The 24859-nt window shown below is 57.8% G+C and carries 24 protein-coding genes; 14 read left to right on the top strand and 10 right to left on the bottom strand.

The features are described 5' to 3' along the window. Positions 1-32 precede the first annotated feature (32 nt). Complete coding sequence (locus ACQQ2Q_RS11590; RefSeq protein WP_428187219.1) at positions 33-935, bottom strand: 3-keto-5-aminohexanoate cleavage protein; 903 nt, start codon at positions 933-935, stop codon at positions 33-35. Positions 936-1041: 106 nt separating this feature from the next. On the opposite strand from ACQQ2Q_RS11590, the gene ACQQ2Q_RS11585 reads away from it, so the two are divergent. Next, positions 1042-2025: a GlxA family transcriptional regulator gene (locus ACQQ2Q_RS11585; RefSeq protein ID WP_428187218.1), complete on the top strand. Its 984-nt coding sequence runs from the start codon at positions 1042-1044 to the stop codon at positions 2023-2025. A 26-nt stretch (positions 2026-2051) separates the two neighbouring features. Here the strand turns inward: ACQQ2Q_RS11585 and ACQQ2Q_RS11580 are convergent, their stop codons facing one another. The 5 genes from ACQQ2Q_RS11580 to ACQQ2Q_RS11560 all read right to left on the bottom strand — a co-directional run bounded on the left by ACQQ2Q_RS11580 (position 2052) and on the right by ACQQ2Q_RS11560 (position 7077). After that, complete coding sequence (locus ACQQ2Q_RS11580) at positions 2052-3107, bottom strand: ABC transporter ATP-binding protein (protein WP_428187217.1); 1056 nt, start codon at positions 3105-3107, stop codon at positions 2052-2054. A gap of 12 nt (positions 3108-3119) precedes the next feature. After that, entirely contained in the window at positions 3120-3899 is a 780-nt protein-coding gene (locus tag ACQQ2Q_RS11575) for an ABC transporter permease (protein ID WP_428187216.1), read from the bottom strand. Continuing rightward, a complete protein-coding gene (locus tag ACQQ2Q_RS11570; protein WP_428187215.1) occupies positions 3896-4783 on the bottom strand; it encodes an ABC transporter permease in 888 nt (295 codons plus the stop codon). Before ACQQ2Q_RS11570 ends, ACQQ2Q_RS11575 begins: the two co-directional genes overlap by 4 nt. Before the next feature lie 104 nt (positions 4784-4887). Next, positions 4888-5994, bottom strand: coding sequence for an ABC transporter substrate-binding protein (locus tag ACQQ2Q_RS11565; RefSeq protein ID WP_428187214.1), 1107 nt, complete (start codon positions 5992-5994; stop codon positions 4888-4890). A 174-nt stretch (positions 5995-6168) separates the two neighbouring features. After that, positions 6169-7077, bottom strand: coding sequence for a MurR/RpiR family transcriptional regulator (locus ACQQ2Q_RS11560; protein ID WP_428187213.1), 909 nt, complete (start codon positions 7075-7077; stop codon positions 6169-6171). A gap of 136 nt (positions 7078-7213) precedes the next feature. Here ACQQ2Q_RS11560 and ACQQ2Q_RS11555 point away from each other — a divergent pair, with 136 nt between their 5' ends. The 10 genes from ACQQ2Q_RS11555 to ACQQ2Q_RS11510 all read left to right on the top strand — a co-directional run bounded on the left by ACQQ2Q_RS11555 (position 7214) and on the right by ACQQ2Q_RS11510 (position 17703). Continuing rightward, positions 7214-7993 (top strand): N-formylglutamate amidohydrolase, encoded by a 780-nt coding sequence (locus tag ACQQ2Q_RS11555; protein WP_428187212.1) that lies wholly within the window; start codon positions 7214-7216, stop codon positions 7991-7993. A gap of 125 nt (positions 7994-8118) precedes the next feature. Next, positions 8119-8628, top strand: coding sequence for a TRAP transporter small permease subunit (locus tag ACQQ2Q_RS11550; RefSeq protein ID WP_428187211.1), 510 nt, complete (start codon positions 8119-8121; stop codon positions 8626-8628). Then, positions 8625-9950, top strand: a complete 1326-nt coding sequence (locus tag ACQQ2Q_RS11545; protein WP_428187210.1) for a TRAP transporter large permease — start codon at positions 8625-8627, stop codon at positions 9948-9950. Before ACQQ2Q_RS11550 ends, ACQQ2Q_RS11545 begins: the two co-directional genes overlap by 4 nt. A gap of 114 nt (positions 9951-10064) precedes the next feature. Further along, positions 10065-11108: a TRAP transporter substrate-binding protein gene (locus ACQQ2Q_RS11540; RefSeq protein WP_428187209.1), complete on the top strand. Its 1044-nt coding sequence runs from the start codon at positions 10065-10067 to the stop codon at positions 11106-11108. A gap of 113 nt (positions 11109-11221) precedes the next feature. After that, positions 11222-12589, top strand: a complete 1368-nt coding sequence (locus tag ACQQ2Q_RS11535) for a glutamine synthetase family protein (RefSeq protein WP_428187208.1) — start codon at positions 11222-11224, stop codon at positions 12587-12589. Between the two features lie 179 nt (positions 12590-12768). After that, a complete protein-coding gene (locus ACQQ2Q_RS11530) occupies positions 12769-14154 on the top strand; it encodes an aldehyde dehydrogenase family protein (protein ID WP_428187207.1) in 1386 nt (461 codons plus the stop codon). Next, positions 14151-15296: an iron-containing alcohol dehydrogenase gene (locus ACQQ2Q_RS11525; RefSeq protein WP_428187206.1), complete on the top strand. Its 1146-nt coding sequence runs from the start codon at positions 14151-14153 to the stop codon at positions 15294-15296. The genes ACQQ2Q_RS11530 and ACQQ2Q_RS11525 overlap by 4 nt, the downstream gene beginning before the upstream one ends. Positions 15297-15598: 302 nt before the next feature. Further along, complete coding sequence (locus ACQQ2Q_RS11520) at positions 15599-15826, top strand: hypothetical protein (protein WP_428187205.1); 228 nt, start codon at positions 15599-15601, stop codon at positions 15824-15826. A 242-nt stretch (positions 15827-16068) separates the two neighbouring features. Further along, a complete protein-coding gene (locus ACQQ2Q_RS11515) occupies positions 16069-16788 on the top strand; it encodes an AAA family ATPase (RefSeq protein WP_428187204.1) in 720 nt (239 codons plus the stop codon). A gap of 156 nt (positions 16789-16944) precedes the next feature. Beyond that, complete coding sequence (locus ACQQ2Q_RS11510; RefSeq protein ID WP_428187203.1) at positions 16945-17703, top strand: Stf0 family sulfotransferase; 759 nt, start codon at positions 16945-16947, stop codon at positions 17701-17703. A gap of 16 nt (positions 17704-17719) precedes the next feature. Here ACQQ2Q_RS11510 and ACQQ2Q_RS11505 read toward each other — a convergent pair whose 3' ends face one another. Further along, positions 17720-19057 (bottom strand): L,D-transpeptidase, encoded by a 1338-nt coding sequence (locus ACQQ2Q_RS11505; protein WP_428187202.1) that lies wholly within the window; start codon positions 19055-19057, stop codon positions 17720-17722. 187 nt (positions 19058-19244) lie between these two features. On the opposite strand from ACQQ2Q_RS11505, the gene ACQQ2Q_RS11500 reads away from it, so the two are divergent. From ACQQ2Q_RS11500 to ACQQ2Q_RS11490, 3 genes are all read left to right on the top strand, one after another. Further along, on the top strand, positions 19245-20069 hold the full coding sequence (locus ACQQ2Q_RS11500) for a DUF4432 family protein (protein WP_428187201.1): 825 nt from the start codon (positions 19245-19247) through the stop codon (positions 20067-20069). Between the two features lie 84 nt (positions 20070-20153). Beyond that, positions 20154-20492 (top strand): TIGR01244 family sulfur transferase, encoded by a 339-nt coding sequence (locus ACQQ2Q_RS11495; protein ID WP_428187200.1) that lies wholly within the window; start codon positions 20154-20156, stop codon positions 20490-20492. Positions 20493-20565: 73 nt separating this feature from the next. Continuing rightward, positions 20566-20907 (top strand): RidA family protein, encoded by a 342-nt coding sequence (locus ACQQ2Q_RS11490; RefSeq protein WP_428187199.1) that lies wholly within the window; start codon positions 20566-20568, stop codon positions 20905-20907. 88 nt (positions 20908-20995) lie between these two features. On the opposite strand, the gene ACQQ2Q_RS11485 is transcribed toward ACQQ2Q_RS11490, so the two are convergent. From ACQQ2Q_RS11485 to ACQQ2Q_RS11475, 3 genes are read right to left on the bottom strand one after another with little or no spacing between them, the layout of a single operon-like run. Then, on the bottom strand, positions 20996-22651 hold the full coding sequence (locus tag ACQQ2Q_RS11485; RefSeq protein WP_428187198.1) for a thiamine pyrophosphate-binding protein: 1656 nt from the start codon (positions 22649-22651) through the stop codon (positions 20996-20998). Then, on the bottom strand, positions 22648-23841 hold the full coding sequence (locus ACQQ2Q_RS11480) for a CaiB/BaiF CoA transferase family protein (RefSeq protein ID WP_428187197.1): 1194 nt from the start codon (positions 23839-23841) through the stop codon (positions 22648-22650). The genes ACQQ2Q_RS11485 and ACQQ2Q_RS11480 overlap by 4 nt, the downstream gene beginning before the upstream one ends. Before the next feature lie 13 nt (positions 23842-23854). Continuing rightward, the gene (locus tag ACQQ2Q_RS11475) at positions 23855-24817 is read right to left on the bottom strand and encodes a DMT family transporter (protein ID WP_428187196.1); all 963 of its coding nucleotides are present in this window, start codon (positions 24815-24817) and stop codon (positions 23855-23857) included. Between the last annotated feature and the right edge of the window lie 42 nt (positions 24818-24859).

The raw sequence follows: 24859 nt of genomic DNA, 5'->3' as shown, positions 1-24859 counted from the left end.
CTCGTGGGAAGGGTTTGGAAGGGGACTTGGTGTTATCGCTTTGTCAGCTTCAGCTTTTCGCGCACTTCGGCCGGACCGATGATGCGGGCGCCCATGCCTTCCACGACAGAGGCTGCCTTTTCGACGAGCTGGGCATTGGTGGCGAACTGGCCCTTGCCGATATAGAGATTGTCTTCCAGACCGACGCGAACATTGCCGCCGGCGAGGATCGACGCTGCCGGATAGGCCAAGGCATTGCGGCCGATGGAGAACGCCGAGAAGGTCCAGTTCGACGGGATATTGTTGACCATGGCCATGAAGGTGTTGAGATCGTCAGGCGCACCCCACGGGATACCCATGCAGAGCTGCACCAGAACCGGATCTTCGATCAGACCTTCTTCGACCAGTTGCTTGGCAAACCAGAGGTGGCCGGTATCGAAGGCTTCGATTTCGGGACGAACGCCAAGATCCGTCATCTTCCTGGCCATGGCGCGCAGCATCGACGGCGTGTTGGTCATGACATAGTCGCCCAGCGAAAAGTTCATGGTGCCGCAATCGAGCGTGCAGATTTCCGGCAGGCATTCGGCAATGTGGGACACACGTTCGGTGGCACCAGCCATGTCGGTGCCCTGTTCCTTCAGGGGAAGCGGCTTTTCAACGTCGCCGAAGATCATGTCTCCGCCCATTCCGGCGGTGAGGTTCAAGACCACATCGACGTCGGCGGAGCGGATACGATCGGTCACTTCCTTGTAGAGATCGTTGCGTCGGCTGGGGGCGCCGGTTTCAGGATCGCGGACGTGGCAGTGGACAACGGCCGCGCCGGCTTTTGCGGCGTCGATCGCGGAGTCTGCGATCTGTTTTGGCGTGATGGGAACATGCTCGGATTTGGACGTCGTGTCGCCCGATCCGGTGACTGCGCAAGTGATGAAAACGTCGCGGTTCATGGCTAGTGGCAAAGTCGATCTCCCTTGTTCGTTGTCCCTATTACGAGCCAATTGCCAATGCCATGCTATGCATTCTAGGAATGATTTGATACATATTCGGCTGAATTTGGATGGTGCTATGCAGCAATTGGCGTCTCAGACCGTCGATATCGATCTTCTGGTGGTTCCGGAAACCAACCTCATGCTGGTTGCGTCCGTGCTGGAACCCATGCGCGTCGCCAACCGTGTGAGCGGGCTGCAGCTCTACCGCTGGAAGGTGTTCAGTCTGGACGGCAAAGCCATCGAAACGAGGAGCGGTATTCCGGTTCCAGTCGATGGCCCTTTCAAACCTGGCACAGAGACCAATCCGCTGTTCATTCTCTCCAGTCACAACTGGCGACGCTACGCCACATCCAGCATGAAAACGCAGCTGTCGAAGACTGCCCGACATCGCGCCTCGGTCTCGGGGATCGAATCGGGTTCGTGGCTGATGGCGGAAACGGCATTGCTGGAAGGCTTTTCAGCCACGACGCATTGGGAGGATTACGATGAGTTTGCAGCGACCTATCCCCAGGTGCGGGCGGTGCGGGAACGCTATGTGATCGACGGCAAGCGCATTACGGCTGCAGGCTCGCTGCCTGCACTTGATCTGATGCTGGAACTGATCCGCCGTCGTCACGGCTATTCGCTGGCGTTGGAGGTCTCGCGCCAGTTCATTCACGAGCAGGGCGGGATCGATGCGTCCGTCTCAGCCATGCCGTCCACCGGCAGTATGCGCATGGTCGATGGCCGGGTGAGCCAGGCGATGCGGCTGATGGAAGAACATATCGATCAACCCCTGACACTGCCGAGGCTTGCCCGACGCATCGGGGTGAGTGCGCGGCATCTGACGGCGTTGTTCGGCAGTGCCGTCGGAGTGCCGCCGCATGTCCATTATCTGGCTCTGCGGTTGAATGCGGCGCGTCGCAAGGTGATCGAAACACGCACGCCCTTCGCCGATATCGCAGCCGCGACCGGTTTTAACTCGGCCTCTGCCTTTGCCCGAAGTTACCGCGCCAATTTCCGTGAAAGCCCGTCAGATACGCGGCGACGGTTGAAGCCGATGACGCCGCTGCCGTTATAGAAGATCGTTTGCAATGGCCGCTCGCTTCAGTCCTTGATGACGAGAAGATCATCGGCGGCAAAATGGAGCGTGGCCGGTGCGCCGATCGGTGGCAGCTTGAGGCCCGGATCATTGAACATGTCGAAGGAGATCGTATTTCCTCCAACATCGAGCCGGGTGCGGATGACCGAGCCCAGAAAGTGGCTGGAGGTGACGATACCGCTTAACGTGGTGTCGTCCTTGGGCGAGGGTGTCAGAGAGGCTGCTTCCGGACGCAGCGCCAGCTGAATTTCATCGCCCATCTTGTAGCCATCGAGCGATTGCTTGAGCGTCAGCACATTTTCGCCGATGCGCACATTGTTGCTGTCGACGACGGCGCCGGTGATGAGGTTCAGCGTTCCGACAAACGATGCGACAAAGCGTGTAGCCGGTGTGTTGTAGATCTCGAACGGCGTGCCGATCTGGTCGGCGCGGCCGGCATTCATCACCACCACGCGGTCGGAAATCGACAGCGCCTCTTCCTGATCATGGGTGACGAAGATGGTGGTGATGCCGAGCTTGCGCTGAATGGCACGGATTTCCTCGCGCAGTGATACGCGGATCTTGGCATCGAGCGCCGACAATGGTTCGTCCAGCAACAGCACCTGCGGACGCGGCGCAAGCGCACGCGCGAGGGCGACGCGCTGTTGCTGTCCGCCCGACATCTGGTAGGGGTAGCGGTCGGCCAGATGCGACAGCCCGATCAGTTCCAGCATTTCGTTCACGCGCTTGTCGATCTCGGACTTGGCGACGCCAGCAACCTTGAGGCCGAAGGCGACGTTGTCGAAGACATTCATATTGGGAAAAAGCGCATAGGCCTGAAAGACCATGCCGATATTGCGTTGATTGGGTTTCAGCGAGGTCTGGTCCTTGCCGTCGATCACGATCGAACCGGCGGATGGTTCCTCAAAACCTGCCACCATGCGCAAAACAGTGGTCTTTCCGCAGCCGGACGGGCCGAGGAACGAAACGAATTCGCCCTGATCGATCGACATGTTGAAATCATGCACGACCCGAACCGGTCCGAACGACTTCTTGATATTGGACAGTGTCAGGAAGCTCATTGGGTCAAGTCCTCAGGCGGGGCGTTGGTTTTTCTGGAAACGTGAGACGAGTTGGATCAGGCCGAGGCATCCCCATGTGATGCCGAAGGCGATCACGGCGAGGGCCGCCGGCTCGTAGGCACGGTTGGCACCGAGGAGCTGCATATATGGACCAAAGGCCGGACGGTTCAAAAGGGCGGCCATAGTGAATTCACCCAGCACGATGGCGAAGGTGATGAAGGCGCCGGACAGAACCGCGATCAGGACGTTGGGCAGGATGATGCGAAAGAGAATGCGGGTCCAGCCCGCACCAAGGCTCTGGGCGGCCTCCGTCAGGGTTCTGACATCGATTGCGGCAAGACCGGTATCTACGGCGCGATACATATAAGGCAGGGACAACATGGTGTAGCCGAACATCAGCAGGAGATTGGTGCCCATGACGGTGCCGGTCAGCGGTAGCCAGCTTGACGTGTTGTAGAGGCGGATATAGCCGAAGACGACCACGATCGCCGGGATGACCAGCGGCAATAGGGTGATGAATTCGATATAGGGCCGCATTTTTGGCATGCGCAGCCGCACCCAGTAGGCGGTCGGGACAATCAGGAGCATCCCGAAGACGATGGTCACGAGGGCCATTGTCACCGAATAGCTGAATGTCTGCTGGAACTTCGGATCACCGAGTACCTTGGCATAGGCATCGAAGGAATAGACGCCGCGCCGCATCTTGAGCGAGAAGTTGGTCATGCCGATCAGCGGCAGCGCGAAATAGACAATGCCGAAGGCAAGCGCTCCCCAGGCCCAGAACTTCTTCATTTGAGCCACCTTTCCGAGCGGGCGCGCAGCCAGATATACATTGCATTGGCAAGGCCGGTGACGACGATCATACCGAAGGCCAGGGCATAGCCGAGATTGGGATTGCCGAGCACATCACCGCGGATCTGCGCAAACAGCAGGATCGGCACGATGTTCAGCGACGAACCTGTCAGCGCGATGGCGGTGGCGACGGCGCCGAAGGAATTGGCAAACAGCAGAGCCAAAGTTCCGAGCAGCGAGGGTGTGAGGATCGGGAATGCGACCATACGCCAATACTGAAATTGTGTGGCGCCAAGGATTGATGCTGCCTCGCGCCATTCCCGCTTCAACCCGTCAATGGCTGGGGTGATGATCAGGACCATCAGCGGGATCTGGAAGAACAAATAGGTGATGGTCAGTCCCCAGAAGGACAGGAGATTGAAGCCCAGCATTCGCAAATCGACGCCGATCTCGGTGCGCAGGAAAACTGTCACCAGACCGACCGGCCCCAGGGTCGCCAGAAACGCAAAGGCGAGAGGGACACCGGCAAAGTTGGAGGCGACGCCGGAAAAGGTCATCAGCGGACCGCGGATCCATTTCGGCAAGCCACCCAGAATGACGGCTGCTGCAACGGAAAATCCGATCAGACAACCGAATATGGCCGATGCGAGACTGATCTTGATCGAGACCCAATAGGCCGACAGGATGGATGGCGTGAAGAGGTCCCTGATATTGTTGAATGTGAAGCCACCTTCCGGCGTCTGAAAGGCACCGATGACAATCTTCAATGTCGGCATGAACAGAAAGAGCAGGGCAAAGATCAGGAACGGTGCGACGCCCAGCCAATGTAACGGCAATCGCGCCGAGACGCGGGCAGCCGCGGGTGCGGAACTGCTGTCAGCCATACCTGTCCCCTTCATCGCGTCTGAGACGACGCTTCTTGTTGTTGGAATATAAGATAAGAAAAACCGCCCCGGCTCAAGAGCCGAGGCGGCGATATCAAGAGACTTTACTGGACGTTGGCGCCAACCACTGTGTCCCAACCGCTGGTGACTGCGGCCTTGTTGGCATCGACTTCCTCAAGCGTCGGGAAGTAGGCCTTTTCGTAGGACGCTGCAGGCGGCAGCTTGTCGAGCAGATCCTGCGGAATCTTGCCTGCCTTGGACATGGCGTTAAAGCGGGCAGGGTGGCAGTAACCGGCGAGCCAAAGCGTCTGGCCTTCGTCAGAATAGAGATATTCCATCCAGAGCTTGGCGGCATTCGGGTGTGGCGCGTAGGCCGAGATGCCCTGAACGTAGACGCCAGCCAGAACGCCGGATTCCGGAACGATCACATCAACAGGCGGGTTGCCGGCCAGTGTGTCCTTCCAGGAGAGCGCGTTATAGTCCCAGGCAACGACGATCGGGGTCGAGCCCTGAGCAAGCGTTCCGGACTTGCCGATGACGGGTACGAAGTTGCCAGCCTTGTTCAATTCGGCGAAAAACTTCAGACCGGCTTCGCCAGCATCCTTGCCGGCCGCGGCGCCACTGGCCATGCCAGCTGCGAGAACACCGAGGATCGCCTGGTTGGAGGCGCGCGGGTCACCGGCGAGCGCAACCTGGCCGTTGTATTCAGGCTTTTGCAGGTCGGACCAGTCTGCCGGTGTGTTGGTGACGAGATCCTTGTTCACGATCATCGACATCACGCCGTAATAGTCACCATACCAATGACCTTCGGCATCCTTGATGCTGTCTGGAATTTCGTCCCAGGTCGAGACCTTATACGGCATCAAAAGGCCTTCGGCTTTCATCTGCGGACCGAAAGCAAGTCCAACATCCACGACGTCAGGGGCCTGCGGGCCCTTGTTGTCCTTGTTGGCCTTTACGGCTTCGACTTCGTCAGCGGAGCCGGCATCCGGGTTCAGTTCGTTGACCTGGATTTCGGGGTATTTCTTCTTGAAGCCGTCGATGACTGCGCCGTAGCCGCACCAGTCGTGGGGCAGGGCGATGGTGGTCAGCATGCCCTCAGCCTTGGCGGCATCGACGAGTTCTGCGCTCGGCTCTGCCATTGCCAGCGAGGAAGTCGCAACGACCATGGCGGTCGACAGAGACAGAATACGCTTGATGTTCTTGAACATAGGTGTTTCTCCACTTGAACGTCGCGCCGGGCTCATGGAGGCCGCGCGGTCGCAAGACTGATATTCGGGTTCAATGATAGTATTGTGACAGATGCCGCGCGCCAAAGGCGCGTCTCTCAATCCGCTTTATCTTTGATATTTTTGATTTTTCCCCTCCCATTGTTATCAACGCTTCTACCGCGGCTTGCGGAAAAGGCGGGCCTGTTCAAAAAGGCCTTCGAGCGTCGTCATACGCTCGCGTGTCTCGTCCCAGGCAGCATTCTGCACGGCTTCTATCAAAGCCTCAACCACGAAGAGTGTGACCACAGATGAATCCCAGGCAGAGGGCGCCTCGATCTGGATCTTGAAACTATGGAGTGCATGCTTTGTAACGGGGGAGGACCAGTTGTCGGTAAAGAGGACGATCTTGACGCCATTGTTACGGGCAACCTCCGCCAGCGTCACCATATCGGCCTCGTAACGGCGGATATCGAAGATTACCAGAACGTCGCCGGCATTCATGTTCAAGACATGCTGTGGCCACGCGCCGGAATTGCTGGACATCAAGGTCGTGCGGGGGCGGATGACCTGCATGTGGGTAAAGAAATATTCGGCCAGTGAGCCCGTAATGCGGCCACCGACGAAATAGACCGACTGCTTCTTGTCGCAAAGCAGCTTCACCACGGCATCGAAACTCGCGGTATCCAGCTCGGACAGGGTCTGGCGCATATTGTTCATCACCGCATCGGCAAAGCGGTTCAGGATATGGGTGCCGGGCGCATTGGCGGCCCAGCGATCGTGTTTGGCAATCGGATTTGAAAGCGTCGCTTCCAGCTCATGGTGGAGTTGCGCCTGAAACTCGCCATAGCCTTTGTAGCCCAGTTTCTGCACCATACGGGCAACAGTTGGTGTCGATACCGCGGCGTTTTCGGCCACGGTCGTAATGCTTCCCAGGCCCGAGACGGGATAATTTTCCAGCAGTGTCTCCGCCAACTTGCGCTCGGCGCGCGTCAGTTCGTCGAACTGCGCGTGGATGACTTCAGACACGGTTTTCGTAAAAATGACCACATTTATCCCACGATCGGCGCCACGTTTTCGCGCCATGAGGGAAGTTTATCATCCCGGAAAGAAACAGCGTCAATCAAATTCTGAAAAGATTTTTACAGAAATGCGATTGACAGTGACGGCTCCTTGAAGAATTCTCTTCGTGATTTTTCTTCCCACGCGACAGAGGCGTTGCATGCTTTCACGAACGGATATCCTGACGGTTGAGGACGGCGAGCCCGTTGCCGTGGACAATCCGGATGGGGCTGGCCGGTTTCTGTTTATCTGCGAGCACGCATCCCGGCTGATGCCACGCAATGCCGGTAACCTGGGCCTCGGCCCAGAGGCGCTGGCAAGCCATATTGCCTGGGATCCGGGCGCGCTTGCCGTTGCAAGCCAGCTTTCGAGCGAGTTCGACAGCGTCCTGATTTCGCAGCGTTTTTCCCGGTTGATCTATGACTGCAATCGGCCGCCGGAGTCACCCTCGGCCATGCCTGAAGCAAGCGAGATTTACGAAATTCCGGGCAATAAAAACCTTGCGCCTGCAGAACGCTATGCCCGCACCGCTGCTCTCTACATTCCGTTTCACGACCGGATCGCTCAAGAGGTTGCCGCAAGAAAAGCGCGGCGACAGGATACGATTGTCGTTACCGTTCACTCGTTTACGCCGGTCTATCTGGGCAAGCAGCGCGATGTCGAGGTCGGTATCTTGCACGACGAAGACAGCCGCTTTGCCGATGCGCTTCTGGATGTGGGCAAGGGTGGTCAATATCGGCTGGAGCGAAATGATCCTTACGGCCCGGATGACGGCGTCACGCACAGCCTGCGGCTGCACGCATTGCCCAACGGGTTGATGAATGTGATGATCGAGGTTCGCAACGATCTTCTGGCCGACGAGGCAGGGCAGGGTCAGGTATCTGCCTATCTCACCTCGCTGTTTTGCGACGGACTATCACGGCTGGGGGCCGCAAGCTGAGGAACGGTGTCCAGGCATTTAGACCAATGATCATAAGAGAGGGGAATGGATGGGACGGGACAGGACGATAGCGGGCGAACGGTGCACGGCATCAATGCCTTGCGCACTGTGGATCGGGGGCGGGGATGCCTGAAGCCATCAAGACCTATGTTCGTTTCGTGGACGGTTTCAACCGCCGCCTGGGACGCATCGTCATGTATGGCGTGCTCGTGATGATGGGCATCCTGCTCTATTCGTCGATTTCCAAGACCACCCATCTGCCCGCCAACTGGACGCTCGAGACAGCGCAATTTGTCATGGCCGGCTACTATCTGATGGGAGGCGCCTATTCGCTTCAACTCGACAGTCATGTGCGCATGGACCTGATTTATGGACGCTGGTCGCCGCGCACCAAGGCGATTGTGGATGTGATCACCATATTCATGCTGTTCGTCTACCTGTTCTTCCTGCTTTACGGCGGTGTCTCCAGCACGAACTACGCGCTTCAATATGGTGAAACGAGCTATTCGAGCTGGTCGCCCTATATGGCGCCGGTCAAGATCGTGATGGTGGTCGGCATCGCGCTCACCTTCCTGCAGGCAACCTCTATTTTCTTCAAGGATCTGGCCGTTGCGGTCGGGAGGCCGATCGCATGAGCTATGAAATTATTGCACTCTTGATGTTCTCATCGATGATGATGTCGATGTTGACCGGTCAGCGCGTGTTTGCCGCCATCGGATTCGTCGGCGTGGTGGCTGCAGCCTTCCTGTGGGGCGATGGCGGCTTCGAGCTCGGCTTTTCTGCCGGCATGAAGCTGATGAAATGGTATCCGCTTCTGACGTTGCCGCTGTTTATCTTCATGGGCTATATGCTGTCGGAATCCGGCATCGCCGAGGATCTCTACAAGGCTTTCCACGTGTGGATGGGCGGACTGCCGGGCGGCCTTGCGATCGGCACGATCGGTCTGATGGTTATCATCTCTGCCATGAACGGCCTGTCGGTCGCGGGTATGGCCATCGGGGCAACGATTGCTCTTCCAGAGCTTTTGAAGCGCGGCTATGACAAGATCATGGTGTCGGGAGTCATTCAGGCCGGCAGTTCGCTTGGCATTCTGGTGCCGCCGAGTGTCGTGCTTGTCCTCTATGGCATGATTGCGCGTCAGCCGGTCGGCAAGCTATGGATCGCTGGCGTCTTTCCCGGCCTTTTGCTGGCGTCAATGTTTATCATCTACATTGTCGTTCGCTGCCGCATCACTCCGTCGCTCGGACCAATTCTGCCAAAGGAAGAACGCGATATTCCGCTGGTCGAGAAACTGAAACTGCTTCGTGCGGGCATCCTGCCGTTCGTGATCTTCTTCCTGATGATGGGCCTGTTCGTCATGGGTGTGACGAGCCTGGTTGAAAGCTCGGCAGTGGGCGCGCTGTCTTCACTGGTGGCTGCTGCCATCAAGGGTCGGCTTAACTGGACTATGTGGAACAAGGTGCTGGAGCAGACGCTCGGCATTTCCTGCATGTTCATGTGGATCATCCTGGCAGCCCTTTGCTTTGGTGCCGTGTTCGACGGTCTTGGAGCCGTCAAGGCGCTGGAGAACCTGCTGGTCGATGAGCTGGGCATGAGCCCCTGGCAGATCCTCATCATGATGCAGATATCCTATCTGATCATGGGGACATTCCTCGACGATACGGCCATGCTGGTAATCGTTGCGCCGCTCTATATTCCGCTGGTGGGCAAGCTCGGTTTCGACCTGATCTGGTATGGCGTGCTTTATACGATCACTTGCCAGATTGCCTATATGACACCGCCATTCGGCTACAATCTGTTCCTGATGCGGGCCATGGCGCCGCCGGAAATTACGCTTGTCGACATCTACAGATCTATCATTCCGTTCGTTGCCATCATGATCCTCGGTCTTGGTATTGTCATGGCCTTTCCGGAGATCGCCACCTGGCTGCCCAACCATGTTTATGTGCGGGGCTAGGGACAGGTCAAAACCAACGAGGTCCGCCATACGGACCCGTAGAATGAGACGTCCCCCAAAGCCTCAAACGAGGTGCGGGGGAAATCGAACATCAACTGAAAGAGGGAAACGATAATGACCAATAGAAGAACCTTTTTGAAGAATGCCGGTATCGCTGCTGCTGCAGCCGGTCCGGCCATGCTGGCGGCACCGGCCGTCAGGGCGCAAGACAAGAAGATCACCTGGCGTCTCCAGACCTATGCGGGGGCTGCCCTTGCCGAAGAAGTCGTGCGTCCTTGCATTGACGCCTTCAACAAGGCGGCCAATGGCGAGATGGAGATCGAGCTCTACACCGCTGACCAGCTGGTCCCCACGGGCGAACTGTTCCGCGCCATGCAGGCCGGCACCATCGACGCCGTCCAGTCGGACGATGACTCGATGAACTCGCCGGTCGATATCAAGGTGTTCGGCGGCTACTTCCCGTTCGCCTCGCGCTTCAGCCTCGACGTGCCGACACTGTTCTACCAGTACGGTCTGGCCGAGATCTGGGACGAAGCCTATGCGGAAGTCGGCGTGAAGTGGCTGTCTGCCGGTGCGTGGGATCCATGCAACTTCTCGACCAACAAGCCGATCAAGTCTCTCGAAGACCTGAAGGGCCTTCGCGTCTTCACCTTCCCGACCGCTGGCAAGTTCCTTGAGCAGTTCGGCGTCGTGCCTGTCACCATCCCGTTCGAAGACGTGCCGGTTGCCATGCAGACCGGTGAAATTGATGCGATTGCCTGGTCCGGGATCACCGAAATGAAGACGTCCGGCTGGGAAGAGGTGACCAAATACTTCCTGACCAACAACATCTCCGGCGGCTGGTGCGGTTCGTTCTTTGCCAATGCCGACCGCTGGAATGAGGTTCCGGAACATCTCCAGCAGCTCTGGAGAGTTTGCATGGATAGTTCGCATTACCGTCGCCTGCATTGGTATTGGGGCGGTGAAGCATCGCTTCGCGCAGGCGGCAGCTCTCTCGAGCTCACCACAATTCCGGCCGAAGAGTGGAAGACTGTGGAAGAGAAGGCCTATGCCTTCTGGGACGAGATTGCAGGCCAGAGCGAGCGCAATGCCCGGGTCGTGAAGATCCTCAAGGATTATCAGGCTGTCATGGAAAAGGCCGGTTCGCCTTATCGTTGATCCCTTCGATCGACACTGAAACACACGGTCCGGTACGCGGTTTTGCGTATCGGGCCGGTCAATGAAAACACCACGTTTACAGGGCCTGAAACACCGCCTGTCAGGATTGACCGATGTCTGCACACTATACATTCGATGAACTGAAAAAAGATGTCGCCGAGGGACGTATCGATACCGTGCTTGCCGTGATGGTCGACATGCAGGGTCGCTTGATGGGAAAGCGTTTCCAGGCTGAATTTTTCGTCGAGGGCGCCTATGAGGAAACTCATAGCTGCAATTATCTGCTGGCGACCGATATGGAGATGGAAACCGTCTCCGGTTACGCGGCGACGAGCTGGGAAAAGGGCTACGGCGATTATACGATGAAGCCGGATCTTTCGACGCTTCGAAAGACACCGTGGCTGGAAGGCACGGCGCTGGTTCTCTGCGACGTTCTCGACCACCATACCCATGCCGAAGTGCCCCATTCGCCGCGCGCAATCCTCAAAAAGCAGGTCAAGCGTCTGGAAGCGATGGGGATGAAGGCTTTTATGGCCTCCGAGCTCGAGTTCTTCCTGTTCGATCAGACCTTCGATGAGGCCCAGTCATCGGGCTACCGCAATCTGAAGCTCGCCAGCGCCTATAACGAGGACTACCATATCTTCCAGACAACCAAGGAAGAAGACGTGATGCGGGCGATCCGCAAGGGCTTGCAGGGGGCCAATATTCCGGTCGAAAACTCCAAGGGTGAGGCGTCTGCCGGGCAAGCCGAGATCAATGTTCGTTATGGTGAGGCGCTGACCATGGCCGACCGCCATGTGATCATCAAGAATGCCTGCAAGGAAATTGCCTGGTCGAAAGGCAAGTCCGTCACATTCCTTGCCAAGTGGCATTACAATGCTGCCGGCTCGTCGTCGCATATTCACCAGTCGCTCTGGTCACTGGACGGCAAGCCGCTGTTCTTTGACGACAAGGCCGAGCACGGCATGTCGGATCTGATGAAGCACTATATGGCGGGGCTTTTGACCCATGCCAGCGAAATCACCTATTTTCTGGCACCCTATATCAATTCCTACAAGCGCTTTGCCGTCGGCACATTTGCGCCAACCAAGGCAATCTGGTCGAAGGATAACCGGACCGCCGGATACCGCCTGTGCGGCGAAGCCACCAAGGGTATTCGTGTCGAATGCCGTGTCGGGGGTTCCGATCTCAATCCGTATCTTGCCATGGCAGCGCTTCTGGCTGCGGGGATCGATGGTATCGAGAAGAAGATGGCGCTCGAGCCGGAATTTACCGGCGATGCCTATGGCGCAAAAGATATCCGCGAAATTCCCAATACGCTTCGTGCAGCAGCCAAAGAGCTCAACGCCTCGGAGATGCTGCGCTCGGCGCTCGGAGACGATGTCATCGATCACTATGTTCGTGCGGCCGAATGGGAGCAGGAAGAATATGATCGGCGGGTGACCGACTGGGAGGTCGCGCGCGGTTTCGAGCGGGCTTGATCGGGCTCAATGCTGTCATAGTGCCGTTTGATAACAACAAGTCACGAAACGTTTTTCAGGGTCGGGCGCAGCGCGTCGCGATATCTACAATGAGTCTGGAAACAGCCTGCGTCCATCCTGCAAGAAGGCGCAGCTGATCCACGCGGAAACACCGGCCTCAAGGCCGAAGGAGCAGTGAAATGGCAATGTTGCAATGTATTTCTCCGATCGACGGATCGGTCTATGCGGAGCGGGAGACCTTGTCTCTCGGTGCCGCACAGGATGTGGCAAAGCGCGCGAAGAATGCGCAAAAAGCCTGGGCGCGTCGTCCGCTCGAAGAGCGCGTGCAGCTCGTCATGAAGGGCGTGGCCCGCGTCAATGAAATGGCCGACGAGGTGGTGCCGGAACTCGCTCACATGATGGGGCGCCCGGTGCGCTACGGTGGTGAGTTCAAGGGGTTCAACGAGCGCTCCAATTATGTCGCCTCGATTGCAGCAGATGCGCTGAAGCCGCTTATCATCGAAGAAAGCAATGCTTTTGAACGCCGGATCGAGCGGGAACCTCAGGGCGTCGTGTTTGTGATCGCCCCCTGGAACTATCCTTACATGACGGCGATCAACACTGTCGCGCCGGCGTTGATGGCCGGCAACACCGTGATCATCAAACACTCCACCCAGACATTGCTGGTGGGGGAGCGCATGGTGCGCGCCTTCGTTGAGGCTGGCGTGCCGGAAGATGTTTTCCAGAACGTGTTCCTCGACCACGACACGACTTCGGCGCTGATTGCTGGAGGGTATTTCAACTTCATCAATTTCACCGGCTCTGTCGGTGGCGGCCGGTCTATCGAAAAGGCGGCAGCCGGGACCTTCGCCGGCCTTGGGCTGGAACTGGGGGGCAAGGACCCCGGCTATGTGATGGAGGACGCGGATCTTGATGCTGCCGTCGACACCTTGATGGATGGTGCGACCTTCAACTCCGGCCAGTGCTGCTGCGGTATCGAGCGCGTCTATGTGCACGAGAGCCTGTATGACCAGTTTGTCGAAAAGTCCGTTGCCTGGGTCTCCAACTACAAGCTGGGCAACCCGCTCGATCCGGAAACGTCTCTCGGCCCAATGGCCAACAAGCGGTTTGCTATGGTGGTGCGCGAACAGATCGGCGAAGCGCTTTCCAAGGGTGCCAGGGCGCTGGTCGATCCGAAGCTCTTCCCGGCGGATGACGGCGGTGCCTATCTTGCCCCTCAGATCCTCGTCGATGTCGATCATTCGATGTCCTTCATGAAAGAGGAGACCTTTGGTCCCGCAGTTGGTATCATGAAGGTGAGGAGTGACGAGGAGGCACTGGCGTTGATGAATGACAGTCCTTATGGCCTGACAGCATCACTGTGGACGCAGGATCCCGAGCGTGCGGCCAGCATTGGCCGCGATATCGAGACGGGCACCGTGTTCATGAACCGTGCCGACTATCTCGATCCGGCCCTGTGCTGGACCGGCTGCAAGGAAACCGGCAAGGGCGGATCGCTTTCCGTCATCGGTTTCCAGAACCTCACCAGACCAAAATCCTATCATCTCAAGAAGGTCACCCAATGAATATCGTCGCCAACTGGAGTTACCCGACCGCCATTAAAATGGGGCGGGGCCGGATCAACGAACTTGCCGATGCCTGCAAGTCGCTGGGGATGAAGAACCCGCTTCTCGTCACAGACCGTGGTCTGGCGAGCATGGCCATCACGCTTGGCGCGCTGGACGTCATGGAAGAGGGCGGTCTTGGCCGGGCGATCTTCGCCGACGTCGATCCCAATCCCAACGAGATCAATCTGGAAGCCGGCGTGAAAGCGTTCAAGGACGGTGGTCACGACGGCGTTGTTGCCTTCGGTGGCGGCTCGGGTCTCGACCTTGGTAAATGCGTGGCCTTTATGGCTGGCCAGACCCGTCCGGTCTGGGACTTCGAGGATATCGGTGACTGGTGGACGCGTGCCTCGATCGAGGGTATCGCTCCAATCGTCGCTGTCCCGACGACCGCCGGCACCGGTTCGGAAGTCGGTCGCGCTTCGGTCATCACCAATTCTCAGACCCATGTGAAGAAGATCATCTTCCATCCGAAGTTCCTGCCGGGTGTCGTGATCTGCGATCCGGAACTGACGATGGGCATGCCGAAGATGATTACGGCGGGCACCGGCATGGATGCATTCGCCCATTGCCTGGAAGCCTATTCCTCGCCTTTCTACCATCCGATGAGCCAGGGTATCGCGCTGGAAGGCATGCGGCTGGTCAAGGAGTTCCTGCCTCGGGCCTACAAGGAAGGTGCCGACATCGAAGCGCGGACCAACATGATGGCGGCGGCTGCGATGGGCGCTACCGCCTTCCAGAAGGGGCTGGGTGCCATCCACGCGCTGTCGCATCCGATTGGCGCGGTCTACAACACCCATCACGGCATGACCAATGCGGTGGTGATGCCACCGGTTCTCACGTTTAACCGTCAGGCCATCGAAAGCCGGATCGAGATGGCGGCAGCTTATCTCGGTATCTCCGGCGGCTTTGACGGCTTCTACAATTATGTGCTGGAGTTGCGCGCATTGTTGAGCGTTCCGGATAACCTGACGGCGATGGGTATCAAGCCGGACCGGATTGATGAATTGTCAGCCATGGCCATAGAAGATCCGAGTGCAGGTGGTAATCCGGTGCCGATGACACTGGAAAACACCAAGGAACTGTTCAAGGCCTGCTTCTAGGAAACAGACTATCGCTCGGTTCGTCTGGTCCGGTGCAAATGCGCACCGGACCATTTTTGTATTCGCCGCTCGCCACTGTTGTCACCTGTCGGTCATCCTGCCGTAATGTAACTGTTGAACTCTAACAGCTGTCGATTCGGGGGATTTCAGATATGCGATTTTCAAAACTGGTTTTGTCCATGCTTGCGGGACTTCTGCTTGTGCCTGCAACAGCGTCCGCGGAAAGCTTCACAACGCTTTCAAAGAAAGGCTATGCAGTTGGACCTCTCGCGGCCGGCAAGTCCGGCAGTCTTGGATGGGTCGTGTCCAAGGACGGGAAGGCTTTTTTCTGCAAGATGAAGGTCAGCACGGTTTATATAGGCAAGGACAAGATGGCTTCCTTCACGTCCGGTGGGCGCATGATTCCGATCGATAAGGCGGTTTTCGAGGCTTCGATTGGCGGACATGATTCTTCCATTCCGCAGCTTTCAGACCTGAAGGCTGGCAAAGTTCAGCCGCGGCATGTCGGTTCGTGTATTAAAAATATATAATATAATGCCCGTTGGTCCCTAATTCTTGGGATGGATAAATGCTCCCCGCTAACAGCGCGGGAGTATTTTTCTATTGATATCAGTGGCTTATTTTATCGGCTGCGCGCACTGACCATGAATTCAGGATCGCAGCATTAGATGTTTATTAACCATAATTCGCAAGAGTTGGCAGCAAGGACGCTATGAAAGCATGTGACCAGCAGAGCAATCTCCGGCTCGAATAATACCTTCAAGGAAATAGAATGCCAGTCATCTCATTTGCCAATGCCAAAGGTGGCGCCGGAAAGACCACTGCCGCACTTCTTCTTGCAACCGAACTCGCCCATCAGGGGTATCGTGTGGCCATTCTCGACGGCGATCCACAACGCTGGATTTCCCAGTGGCATGACATCTCCGGACCGCAGCACAATATCGAAGTGATTTCCGAGATCACCATGGCGTCGCTTCAGGGCCATATTCGTGAATTGTCCCAGACGACGGATTATATCGTTGTCGATCTCGCCGGCGCACGCGACGCCCTGGTGACGGCGGCCATCGGTCTGTCGGATCATGTCATGATCCCGATTCAGGGCTGTGCGATGGATGCGCGCGGCGGCGCGCAGATCCTTGACCTGATCAAGTTGATGGAAGAGGCAGGCAAGATGAAGATCAGCCATTCGGTGGTGCTGACGCGTGTGACCTCCATGGTGACGACACGGGCGCTGCTGACGATCAAGGGTCTTCTGGCGGCTCGCGGCGTCAATGTGATCAATACGCCGATCGGCGAGCGCACGGCATTCCGTGAACTGTTCGACTGTGGTGGCACGCTGCGGACGATGGACGCAGCGAAGATCAGCAATCTCGACAAGGCCCGTGACAATGCGCTCGCCTTTGCCGGCGAAGTGATGCGCCTGCTTCCGGTGCGCGTCATCCGCTCGCAACAGCCACGCCGTCTCTTGCGACTGGTCAGCAACGCCGCCTGATATCCGCACATCGCGAAGTTTTAAAGCCGTCCGCATCCGACTGCGGGCGGCTTTTTCGTTGTCAGAGTTCCGACAAATCCTGCGCTCTTGCTGCTCGAACCGGTCGTGGCTAATGTCCCGCCGATATTGAAAGTTCTTTTTAAACGGGACATTCCGATGCCGTCTTATCAGTCCTACATCATCTGCGGCACACCCCGTAGCGGCAGCACCTTGCTGTGCTACCTGCTGGAGCATGCCGGTTGCGGCCAGCCAGATTCCTATTTCCGTCGCCAATCGATCATGGGTCTCGCACGCGATCTGGGCGTCACCCATGATGGCGATCTGCATTCGACTGAGTTTAGTCGTCGCTATGTGGACGCAGTCATTAGAGAAGGTCGTGGCGGTACGGGTATCTTCGGTTTGCGGGTGATGTACGAAAATCTCGGTGAGATGTGCGAGAGGCTTGCGCTTCTTCATCCGGATGCAGGATCAGGACGTGCGTTGATTGAAGCCGCTTTCGGTCGCGTGCTCTACATCTATCTCTCCCGCGAGGACAAGATTGCCCAGGCCATCTCTTTGATGAAGGCAGAGCAAAGCGGGCTGTGGCATATCACTCGTGACGGAGGCGAGCTGGAGCGAACGCAGTCACATCTCGAACCCCATTATGATGGTCAGCGGATCGGCGAGATCGTCCGTGAACTGGAACACGACGATGCGGCATGGCGCGCATGGTTCAAGACATTCGGCATCGATCCACTGCCGCTGACCTATAACGGGTTGTCGGGAGATCCGCATGGCGGCTTAGCCCGTGTATTGGATGCGCATGGCATGGATAGCAGCAATGTCTCGTCTATTCCGATCACGACCGGAAAGCTGGCCGACCGGCAAAGTCAGGACTGGTCGGCCCGGTTCAAGGCGGAGTCCACCGGTGCCTGACGCCGACTTCGGTTTGTCAGTCGACGAATTCCACGGTGACGCCAGGCTTCGACATCTTGGCGAGCTCGGTCGCATCCCAATTCGTCAGACGAATACAGCCGTGACTCTGCGTCCGTCCGATCTTGGAGGGATCAGGTGTGCCGTGAATGCCGTAGGTCGGCTTTGACAAAGCCATCCAGACAACGCCAACGGGGCCATTTGGCCCAGGCGGAATGTTGAGGACCTTGTCGTTTCCACCCTGCTGGAAATTGATTTTCGGGTTGTAGGTGTAGCCCGGATTAAGCGCGATGCGGTCAACCGTGACAGTACCTGAGGGGGAAGGGGTATCGGTGGAGCCGATACTGGCCGGATATGCCGCGATCAGACCGCCAGCGTCATTATAGGCAAAAACCTGCTTCAGACCCTTGTCGGCGACGATGCGGGCAACCTGTCCCTTTTTGGCAGCGCCCGGATCGATCACCTTGATGATGGTGCCGGGGATGGTGAAGTCGACGCCGGGGTTCAATTCGCGCAGATAGTCTTCATCCATGTGGAATTTTTCCGCCAGCATTTCGGCTGTGGAAGTGAAGGCGAGCGAAGGCAGCATGGCCTTCTGGCTGTAGTCGGTGGGGATTTCGGCCACATAGGGACCTGCAGCGTCGCCAGCGGTGATGGTATAGCTCATAAAGGCGAGGCCACCTGAAAGGCGCAGGCGCTCAAGGATTTCATCGGCATTGTTGGGATCGAGCTTTTCGCCGGTCATCTGTTCCCAGGCAACGATGGCCTTGTTGACGTTCTGGCCAATCTTGCCGTCGATGACGCCCGGGGAAATGCCTTCACGGTCGAGGAATACCTGCAGTGCTGTTGCTTCGGCACGGGCCAGTTTTCCAACCGGGATTTCCGGTGTCACGGTGCGCGGAGTAGCCTGATCTGTGGCCATGGGGGCCGGCTCTTCATAGACCTGCCGCTGCTCGTCGCTGATATCCGGGTAAACCTGATCGAGTGGCTGGCTATCGACCCGACCTTGCGGCGGAACGCCGCCGGTCACGACGTTGTCGTCATTCCATCCCTGATTCGACAGCTGTTGGTTGTCTGTCGGGTATTCGCGGGCGTTGTTTTGCGGAAAATAAGTCTCTGCCGGAACTTCGGTCGCGATGAGGTTGCCCCGATGATCAAACAGCACGCGCCGACCGAGACGGTCATAGCCGATCTCCACTTCGCCGCGCTCGGGTACATAATCGAGGATATCGCCCTGCGGCGTGACCAGTAGCGTGTCCCTGTAGCCGTAATTTTGCGCAAGCGCCGGCTGTGACGCGAGTACAGCGGAGGTGAGCAAAGTTGCGATAAGCAGACGGGGCTTCGTGGTGTGGGTCATGGGTCCATTCATATGAGTAGAATTCCCGAGGGATCGTCATGTTCCGAGATTTGACAGTAGCTTGGAAAAGGTGAATTCATGATGAACGAGAGCTTAATGCCGGCACTGGCTTACTTTCGAACTGTGGCGGCGGCATGCCTTGCCTGAGACAAAATCAGGGCAGGACTATTCTCAGGAGAGATTTTAGATGGAATTCAAGGCTGCAACGGGGCCGATCATCAGCCTTGATGAAAGCTCTGTGCTCGATATCGGCCATTTGCTGATTGCTGGCGTTGATTTGGCGCCCGGACGGGCAATCCCGGACGACGGCGATTCGCGCATCGATCATTCGCTCCAAGGGTTTCTCTTCACCTGCGGTCCCGATCATATTCGCCATCCAGAGCCGATCGATCAGGGGAGCAAGAAAAACTATCCGCTACATGGTTCTTTCTCGTCTCATCCCGCCGAGATCGTCTCGCTGACGATGGATAAGGATGCGGAGTGCACGGCAAGGGTCGCGGTTGCGCTTGCCGATGGCGGTGAGGCGCTGCTTGAGCGCCATTGGCAAATCGACGGCGAGACCGGAATGGTCAGCCTGCGCGATACCGTGACCAATACAGGGTCCACATCGTTCCCACCGATGCTGATGTACCACATGAATATCGGCTCCAAACACCTGGATGACGGTACGATGCTGGCCGGTGCGATGCTTGAGGACAGCCAGACGCCCTGGCGCTTTGGAAAGCCTGACGGTGATATCATTTGCGTGTCCGCTGGAATGGGGGGATGGGCAGAGCTTCGGCTCGGGCCGATCGCTGCCATCGGAGGGCGGATGCTGCAGGTCCGCTTCCGAACCGATACGCTGCCTTATCTGCAGCTGTGGCATAATCAGACCGATCCAGCGAAAGTTATCGGCATCGAGCCGGTTTCACATCGTATGGAAGGTCGCAATGCGCTTGAGGCGCGCGGCGAACTGCCGCTCCTGGCGCCGGGGGAAACACGTGATTATGGCCTCAACTTCGCCTTCATCTGACGGATAGCTGCAGCCTTGCGAGATTGACGCCGCGCGGCTGGCAACGTAGACAAGCGGTCATCGAAATCCAGGGAATGACGTATAATGGATATCAGGCAGGTCAGCGACGAATACTGGGTCAGCGGTCAGATCACGGTAGAGGATCTGGACGAGATCAAGGAGCGGGGCTTCAAGTCGATCGTTAGCCATCGTCCAGACTTTGAAGAACCGGGCCAACCGTTGTTTGACGATATCGCCAGGCGTGCAGAAGAACTGGGGATGAAGATCCGCCATATTCCTGTCGGGTCCATGGGCATTACCGAGGACACCGTGAGCGGCATGATGGATGCGCTCGACGACCTCGAACGGCCAATGCTTGGGTTCTGCCGCTCCGGCGCACGCTCGACGAAGGCCTATCAGACCGTACTCCCCCTTCGCGGCTAAGCGTTCCCAACCAATTTATCACACCGCCGAAGCGCAGTCTTCGGCGGCATCATCATGTCAAAAGGAGATTTCCATGAGCATCAAGCGTATCGAACCTGGTAAACGTATGAGCGGCGCTGTCGTCCATGGCAACACAGTCTATCTCGCCGGTCAGGTGGGCGAGGGCTCCAGCGTTACGGAGCAGTCGAAGTCCGCTCTGGCCGAAGTCGATCGTCTTCTGGCGCTTGCAGGTTCCGACAAGTCCAAGATCCTGCAGACGATCATCTACATCTCGGACATGTCCACCTTTGCCGAAATGAACGCTGTCTGGGAAGGCTGGATCGATCCTGCCAACCCACCAGCACGCGCGACCAGCGAGGCAGCACTTGCCACGCCTGACTACAAGGTCGAGTTCATCGTCACGGCTGCGATCTAAGCCACTGACGATCCGCAGATCGCACGAATATTCGAAGGCCGGCGCATCCATCGGGGGCGCCGGCTCTTTCTTTACGTGCGATGTTTCATCATCTGCTTGCAGCTTGGATTTCGCTCAGCGTCTTTGCAGGGGTAATGGCCTGCGGGTCGAGTTTGATATCCAGGATTGCCGGCCTCCCGGATGCGCGGGCGCGCTCAAAGGCTGCTGCGAACGCGTCCGTCGTTTCCACCGTTTCGCCGTGTCCGCCATAGGCCCGGGCAAGGGCTGCAAAATCCGGATTGGTCAAATCCGTGGCGCTGACGCGGCCCGGATATTCGCGCTCCTGATGCATGCGAATGGTGCCGTAGATGCCGTTGTTGATCACGAGGACGATGATCGGCAGGTTGTGGCGCACGGCCGTCGCAAATTCCTGCCCATGCATCATGAAGCAGCCGTCGCCGGCAAAGCAGATAACTTCGCGTTCGGGGTGGAGCTTCTTTGCGGCCACTGCTGCTGGCAGGCCGTAGCCCATAGAGCCAGAAGTGGGGGCTGCCTGCGTTGCAAATGCCTGAAATCGGTGAAAACGATGCAGCCAGGTCGCGTAGTTGCCGGCACCATTGGTGAAGATGGTCTGCTTGTCGGTATTGGATTCGATCCAGTTCATGATCGGTCCCATCTGAACCGGCCCCGGACCTTGTAAAGGCGGTGTCGACCAGGCCAGATAGGCCTCATGCATGGATTTGGTGCGCGCCAGCCATGCAGGACTGTCTGGCGGAGCCTGCGACTTCATTGCGGCCGAAAACTCTGCCGGTGCGGCACAGATGGCCAGATCCGGGCGATAGACATGGCCGAGTTCTGACGGTTCGGGATAAACATGCACCAGTGTCTGGGATGGGTAGGGGATGTCCAGCAAGGTGTAACTTGAAGATGGCATCTCCGACATGCGGGCACCGACGAGCAGAAGCAGGTCCGCGTCCTTGATTTCGCGGGCAAGTGCCGGATTGATGCCAATGCCAACATCGCCGGCATAGGATGGATGCGTGTGATCGAACAGCATCTGGCGTCGGAAGGAGCAGCCGACCGGCAGGTTCCATGTTTCGGCAAACGTCCGGAAATCGGCGACAGCTTCTTCGCTCCATCGCGTCCCGCCGAGGATGGCGACCGGACGCTTGGCCTTGGCCAGCATGTGAGCCAGCTCTTTGATCTGTGCTGGGCCTGGATGCATCTCGACAGCTGTGTATGGTTTTGCCGCGGGGGCATCAACCAGATCTGTCAGCATGTCTTCGGGCAGGGATAACACGACCGGGCCGGGACGGCCTGACGTCGCGACCGCAAAGGCGCGGGTGACGAATTCGGGAATGCGGGCGGCATCGTCAATCTCGCCGACCCATTTGGCGAATTCGGTCAGTGCGCGGCGATATTCGACTTCCTGAAAGGCCTCGCGATCACGCATGTCACGGGCAACCTGGCCGATGAACAGGATCATGGGTATCGAATCCTGACGGGCAATGTGCAGGCCGGCGGAGGCGTTTGTGGCGCCCGGACCGCGCGTCACCATGCAGATGCCGGGTTCGCCGGAGAGCCTTCCCCAGCAATCGGCCATCATCGCAGCGCCACCTTCCTGACGGCAGACCACTGCTTCGATGCCGCTGTCGTAAAGCGCGTCGAGGACCGCGAGATAGCTTTCACCCGGAACGCAGGAGATGCGCTTGACGCCATTGGCCTGCAGGGCATCAACGATCAGTTGGCCACCGGTCTTCTTCATGTCGACTTCTTTCCTTCAAGCTCGGCCAGTTCGGCCAGAATGTCGTCTCTATTTTCATCAATTCGCGGGCTGGGGCGATTATAGGCCAGTGGTGTCTTCGACAGTACAATCGGGGTGCGCACGCTTGGAATGCTGTTGCCGCAGTCGTCGTCAAGATCGATACGCAAGCCGCGATCGACGATCTGGGGATCGGAGAACATTTCCGCGATCGAGTTGATCGGACCGGCTGGGACCGCGTTGGCCTCGCAGGCGGTCAGCAGGTCCTGCTTGTGCCACTTCACGGTTTCGCCCGTGACGATCTCCCTCAGTTCGGGCTTATGGGCGACGCGTGCCTTGTTGGTGGCGAAGCGTTCGTCATCCGCCAGTGCCTCAATGCCCAAAATGGTGCAAAGGCGGCGGAACTGGCCATCATTGCCAACGGCAAGGATCAGGTGGCCATCGGCTGTGGGGATCACCTCATACGGAGCGATATTGGGGTGGGCATTGCCAAGGCGGGACGGTGCCTTGCCGGAGACGAGATAGTTGAGGTTCTGGTTGGCCAGCACGCCGGACATGACATCCAGCAGTGCCATGTCGACCTGCTGACCCTCGCCGGTTTTCAGCGCATGGATGAGGGCTGCCTGGATGGCTGTTGCGGCATAGATACCTGTGAAGATGTCGGCGATGGCAACGCCTGCCTTCATGGGTTCTCCATCGGGTGTGCCGGTAATCGACATGAAGCCGGACATGCCCTGAACGATGTAGTCATAACCGGCAAAGCCGGCATAGGGGCCTGTCAGTCCGAAGCCCGTTATGGAGCAATAGACAAGCTTCGGATTGATGTCCTTCAGGCTGTCATAGTCGAGACCGTATTTCTTCAAGCCGCCGACCTTGAAGTTCTCGATGACGACATCGGCGCTGGCGATCAGACGGCGGACGATATCCTGACCGTCGTCCGTTCGAAAATCAACGGCGATGGAGCGCTTGTTGCGGTTGGCCGAGTGATAATAGGCGGCAGAGAGGTTTTCTCCGTCCTTGCCTTCTATGAAGGGTGGTCCCCAGGCGCGGGTTTCGTCGCCGCTGTCAGGGTTTTCCACCTTGATCACGTCGGCACCCAGATCGGCCAGGATCTGGCCGGCCCATGGCCCTGCCAGGACACGGGCAAGTTCAATGACGCGGATACCGGAAAGGGGGGGCTTGCTTAAGGTCATGTTGCTCTTGCCATCAGGGGGCTATCGATGTTTTGGCGGTGGCCGTCACAGGTTTGGACGCGAAGCGGCGCTCACGCCAGATGATAAAAAGGCCCGAGCCAATGATGATGGCTATGCCGAGCCATGTTGTGGCGTCCGGGAAATCCGAAAACACCAGCCAGCCAAACAGCGTGGCAGAGACAATCTCCATATATTGCAAAGGAGCGATCACGGAGGCCGGTGCTGCGCGATAGGCATAGGTGGCGAGAATACCGGAGATGGCGGCAACGAAGCCGACGCCGATCAGCCAGGTCATGGTGACCAGGTCGGGCATGCTGGGCTTCATTATTGCGATATCAGCGATCTCGCCAATGAACAGAAGTACAGCCGCGATGGGGATACCCCAGGCCGACATCTGAAGCTGCATCGACCAGGGATTTTCCTTGTGCGCCAGGGCGCGGGTCATCAAGGCGAAGATTGCGATACAGAGCGCGGTAATGACGGGCAGCAGGGCGACAAAGCCGACTTCGGCAAAGCTTGGGCGAATGATGAGCATGGCGCCCAGAAATCCCACCGCGCAGGCTAAGTAGCGGCGCCAGCCGACGGTTTCCTTCAGGAATATACTGGCCAGCAGGGTGAGCATGATCGGTTCGACGAAGAAAATCGCGATTGCATCCGCGATCGGCATCACCTTCAGCGTGCTGACAAAGCAGATCATCGACACGGCAATGATGGCGGCGCGAATGGCATGAAAGCCGCTGAGCCGCCAGGAAAACCCGCGCCAAAGCTTCAGACGGAGCACAATCGGCAGCATGAACAGCGCCTGAAACAGGAAGCGGGCAGCGGTGATCATCGTTGCTGACGTGCTGGCGGTCGCCAGCTTGGAGAAAACATCGATGAAGGGTGCCACCAGCATGGCCAGCATCATCAAGCCAAGCCCGCCAACAATCTGGGCATCCGGTGTCGATAGCACGGGGCTGGGCGATGGTGATTTCATACCCCACCTATAGCCGTTTGAGAGAGGCTGTTCACATGAAGA

Origin of the sequence: Agrobacterium sp. ES01 (assembly GCF_050320885.1) — a bacterium.
Classification (GTDB): Bacteria; Pseudomonadota; Alphaproteobacteria; order Rhizobiales; family Rhizobiaceae; genus Allorhizobium.
This window is presented reverse-complemented; position numbering and strand designations above follow the sequence as displayed.

What these genes read in the sequence shown, in the direction of transcription:
- ACQQ2Q_RS11570 (WP_428187215.1), bottom strand. Translation starts at nt 4,783, where the DNA reads ATGGCTGACAGCAGTTCCGCACCCGCGGCTGCCCGCGTCTCGGCGCGA.
- ACQQ2Q_RS11495 (WP_428187200.1), top strand. Translation starts at nt 20,154, where the DNA reads ATGGATATCAGGCAGGTCAGCGACGAATACTGGGTCAGCGGTCAGATC.
- ACQQ2Q_RS11490 (WP_428187199.1), top strand. Translation starts at nt 20,566, where the DNA reads ATGAGCATCAAGCGTATCGAACCTGGTAAACGTATGAGCGGCGCTGTC.
- ACQQ2Q_RS11580 (WP_428187217.1), bottom strand. Translation starts at nt 3,107, where the DNA reads ATGAGCTTCCTGACACTGTCCAATATCAAGAAGTCGTTCGGACCGGTT.
- ACQQ2Q_RS11525 (WP_428187206.1), top strand. Translation starts at nt 14,151, where the DNA reads ATGAATATCGTCGCCAACTGGAGTTACCCGACCGCCATTAAAATGGGG.
- ACQQ2Q_RS11555 (WP_428187212.1), top strand. Translation starts at nt 7,214, where the DNA reads ATGCTTTCACGAACGGATATCCTGACGGTTGAGGACGGCGAGCCCGTT.
- ACQQ2Q_RS11475 (WP_428187196.1), bottom strand. Translation starts at nt 24,817, where the DNA reads ATGAAATCACCATCGCCCAGCCCCGTGCTATCGACACCGGATGCCCAG.
- ACQQ2Q_RS11550 (WP_428187211.1), top strand. Translation starts at nt 8,119, where the DNA reads ATGCCTGAAGCCATCAAGACCTATGTTCGTTTCGTGGACGGTTTCAAC.
- ACQQ2Q_RS11480 (WP_428187197.1), bottom strand. Translation starts at nt 23,841, where the DNA reads ATGACCTTAAGCAAGCCCCCCCTTTCCGGTATCCGCGTCATTGAACTT.
- ACQQ2Q_RS11585 (WP_428187218.1), top strand. Translation starts at nt 1,042, where the DNA reads ATGCAGCAATTGGCGTCTCAGACCGTCGATATCGATCTTCTGGTGGTT.
- ACQQ2Q_RS11485 (WP_428187198.1), bottom strand. Translation starts at nt 22,651, where the DNA reads ATGAAGAAGACCGGTGGCCAACTGATCGTTGATGCCCTGCAGGCCAAT.
- ACQQ2Q_RS11530 (WP_428187207.1), top strand. Translation starts at nt 12,769, where the DNA reads ATGGCAATGTTGCAATGTATTTCTCCGATCGACGGATCGGTCTATGCG.
- ACQQ2Q_RS11565 (WP_428187214.1), bottom strand. Translation starts at nt 5,994, where the DNA reads ATGTTCAAGAACATCAAGCGTATTCTGTCTCTGTCGACCGCCATGGTC.
- ACQQ2Q_RS11505 (WP_428187202.1), bottom strand. Translation starts at nt 19,057, where the DNA reads ATGACCCACACCACGAAGCCCCGTCTGCTTATCGCAACTTTGCTCACC.
- ACQQ2Q_RS11540 (WP_428187209.1), top strand. Translation starts at nt 10,065, where the DNA reads ATGACCAATAGAAGAACCTTTTTGAAGAATGCCGGTATCGCTGCTGCT.
- ACQQ2Q_RS11535 (WP_428187208.1), top strand. Translation starts at nt 11,222, where the DNA reads ATGTCTGCACACTATACATTCGATGAACTGAAAAAAGATGTCGCCGAG.
- ACQQ2Q_RS11560 (WP_428187213.1), bottom strand. Translation starts at nt 7,077, where the DNA reads ATGGCGCGAAAACGTGGCGCCGATCGTGGGATAAATGTGGTCATTTTT.
- ACQQ2Q_RS11545 (WP_428187210.1), top strand. Translation starts at nt 8,625, where the DNA reads ATGAGCTATGAAATTATTGCACTCTTGATGTTCTCATCGATGATGATG.
- ACQQ2Q_RS11500 (WP_428187201.1), top strand. Translation starts at nt 19,245, where the DNA reads ATGGAATTCAAGGCTGCAACGGGGCCGATCATCAGCCTTGATGAAAGC.
- ACQQ2Q_RS11575 (WP_428187216.1), bottom strand. Translation starts at nt 3,899, where the DNA reads ATGAAGAAGTTCTGGGCCTGGGGAGCGCTTGCCTTCGGCATTGTCTAT.
- ACQQ2Q_RS11510 (WP_428187203.1), top strand. Translation starts at nt 16,945, where the DNA reads ATGCCGTCTTATCAGTCCTACATCATCTGCGGCACACCCCGTAGCGGC.
- ACQQ2Q_RS11515 (WP_428187204.1), top strand. Translation starts at nt 16,069, where the DNA reads ATGCCAGTCATCTCATTTGCCAATGCCAAAGGTGGCGCCGGAAAGACC.